Source organism: Streptomyces sp. 13-12-16, assembly GCF_002114215.1.
Lineage (GTDB): Bacteria > Actinomycetota > Actinomycetes > Streptomycetales > Streptomycetaceae > Streptomyces.
On the sequence record NZ_NCTE01000369.1, the window covers coordinates 1 to 2,598 of the forward strand.

The 2,598-nt window shown below is 70.9% G+C and carries 3 protein-coding genes; 1 reads left to right on the forward strand and 2 read right to left on the reverse strand.

Annotated features, from left to right (window positions below):
- Positions 1-380 (reverse strand): DUF5685 family protein (locus tag B7767_RS15490; protein ID WP_256923445.1); only part of this gene is annotated, 380 nt, incomplete at its 3' end.
- Between the two features lie 291 nt (positions 381-671).
- On the opposite strand from B7767_RS15490, the gene B7767_RS15495 reads away from it, so the two are divergent.
- Entirely contained in the window at positions 672-1,109 is a 438-nt protein-coding gene (locus tag B7767_RS15495; protein ID WP_004933240.1) for a cell division protein SepF, read from the forward strand.
- A gap of 37 nt (positions 1,110-1,146) precedes the next feature.
- Here B7767_RS15495 and B7767_RS15500 read toward each other — a convergent pair whose 3' ends face one another.
- Positions 1,147-2,337, reverse strand: coding sequence for an acyl-CoA dehydrogenase family protein (locus tag B7767_RS15500; RefSeq protein WP_085572706.1), 1,191 nt, complete (start codon positions 2,335-2,337; stop codon positions 1,147-1,149).
- Between the last annotated feature and the right edge of the window lie 261 nt (positions 2,338-2,598).

Sequence of the window (2,598 nt, forward strand, 5' to 3'; positions counted from 1 at the left end):
GCCGCGACCCGCCGCGCGGCGAGCGCGACCGGCTTGCGCGCCAGCATCCCGTCGCCGTCGGTGACGTGGTCGCGCACCTTGGCGGAGGCGAGGACGAGGGAGACGGCCGCCGCGAGCCGCGCGCCCTCACCGTGCGCGACGGACGCGGTGCGCATACCGCGCAGCGGGCACGGTCCGGCGGTGCGCCGTCCCGTGCCCGGGTGTTCCGCCTGAGCCTCCGTCAGGACGGACATGAGGAGCCCGTCGTAGTTGGTGACGATCCGCGCGAGCTGCCCGTGGTCCCCGCGCAACGCGAGGCACAGCCCGCACAGATGGGCCATCCACTGGGCGGTGAGCTTCTCCCCGAGCCGGTGCCGACACGGCCTGACCATTCCGAACACGACGTTCCCCCGTGCAGTTGTACGACGTTCAGCGGCGGCATCGTATCGGCCACGGCGTTCACCCGTACGTACCCTTCCTCACCCGTACGCCGGGAAGAATCATATTTCACTCACAGTCAGCAGCCGTTTACACCAGGACCCTTGGGAAACCCGGACTCTCGACGGATCAGCTGTGCACCAGTACCGTCACAAACCCCCCGCGCGGCGTCTATCCACTTGGCGCGACGTCCGCATCATGGACGACCATAGGGATGCGGAAAGCAGACAAGACCGCTGTGAGAGGAGGCGTCCATGGGATCGGTACGCAAGGCGAGTGCCTGGCTCGGCCTCGTCGACGACAACGAAGACGAGCGTTACTACGACGACGACTACTCCGACGGGACCGAGCCCGGCGAGGCCTGGGTCACCGATCCGCGGGTCAAGGTGGCCGCGGACGTCGCCGAGGAGAGGGGGCGCCGGATCGGCACGGTCACCCCGGACAGCTTCCGGGACGCCCGCGCCATCGGCGAGCTGTTCCGCGAGGGCGTGCCCGTCATCATGAACCTCACGGCCATGGACGCCGGGGACGCCAAGCGCGTCGTCGACTTCGCCGCGGGCCTGATCTTCGGTCTGCGCGGTTCCATCGAGCGGGTGTCGAACCGGGTGTTCCTGCTCAGCCCGGCCGACACCGAGGTCGTCAGCGGTGAGCCGGCCGCGCACCGGTCGGACGGCTTCTTCAACCAGAGCTGAGGCAGGGCCGCTCACCGGCCCTGCCTCCCCCGGAGGCTCACCGGAAGGCGTCGAGCCCGGTGAGCGCCTTGCCCAGCACGAGCTGGTGCATCTCCACGGTGCCCTCGTAGGTGAGCACCGATTCCAGGTTGGTCGCGTGCCGCATCACCGGGTACTCGAGCGAGATCCCGTTGGCACCGAGGATCGTCCGCGCCGTGCGGCAGATGTCGATGGCCTCGCGGACGTTGTTGAGCTTGCCGAAGCTGACCTGCTCGGGACGCAGGCGGCCGGCGTCCATGCGCCGCCCCAGATGGTGGGCGAGCAGAATCCCCTTGTGCAGTTCGACCGCCATGTCGGCGAGCTTGGCCTGGGTCAGCTGGAACCCCCCGATGGGCCGCCCGAACTGCTCCCGTGACTTCGCGTAGTCGACCGCCGCCTCGAAGGAGCTCCGCGCGGCGCCCATCGCGCCCCAGACGATCCCGTACCGGGCGTGCGAGAGACAGCTGAGCGGCCCCTTGAGGCCGGTCACCTCGGGCAGCACGGCGTCGGCGGGCAGTCGTACGTCGTCGAGGACCAGCTCGCTGGTGACGGAGGCGCGCAGCGACCACTTGTGCTTGATCTCGGGCGCCGAGAAGCCGGGGGTGTCGGTGGGCACGACGAAGCCGCGGATCCCGTCCTCGGTCCCCGCCCACACCACGGCGACCCCGGCCACGGAGCCGTTGGTGATCCACATCTTGCGCCCGTTGAGCACCCAGTCCCCGCCGTCGCGCTTGGCGTGGGTGCGCATCGAGGCGGGGTCGGAGCCGTGGTCGGGTTCGGTGAGCCCGAAGCATCCGATGACCTCGCCGGACGCCATCCGGGGCAGCCACCGCTGCTTCTGCTCCTCGCTGCCGAAGCGGTGGACGGCGTACATGGCGAGCGAGCCCTGCACGGAGACCAGCGAGCGGATACCGGAGTCGGCCGCCTCCAGCTCCAGACAGGCGAGCCCGTACTGGACGGCGCTCGCGCCCGCGCAGCCGTAGCCGTCGAGGGACATGCCGAGCGCACCGATCCCGCCGAGCTCCCGGGCCAGCTCCCGGATGCCGGGCAGCTCGCCCTTCTCGTACCAGTCGGCGACGTACGGGAGCACGCGGTCGGCGGCCCAGGCGCGCACGGTGTCCCGGACGGCCAGGTCCTCCGGCTCCAGCAGGTCGTCGAGGCCGAGGGGGTCGGCGGGGTCGAAGGGGGGCAGCTTCGCGGACGCGGACATGGGGACACCCTCCGGGAACGACAAAACTAGCAGTGCTAGTTACGGCTCTGGGCCGACGTTACGCCGCAGTCTCCCGCACGTCCACCCTGCCCTCCCAGCCGTGCGGCGCCGGTCACGCGACCACGCGGTCCGGGGTGAGCGGTGACCGCCGCGAACACCGACGGCACTCAGCCGTCACGTACGGCGTCCGCCCCTCGGCCGGCGGTGGACGGGTGGCGCGCGGCCGGGAGGCCGAGGCGGTCACACCGAGACACGGGACTC

Bases quoted from the DNA above. Each gene is read 5' to 3' on its own strand.
- B7767_RS15495 (WP_004933240.1), top strand. From the start codon at position 672: ATGGGATCGGTACGCAAGGCGAGTGCCTGGCTCGGCCTCGTCGACGAC.
- B7767_RS15500 (WP_085572706.1), bottom strand. From the start codon at position 2,337: ATGTCCGCGTCCGCGAAGCTGCCCCCCTTCGACCCCGCCGACCCCCTC.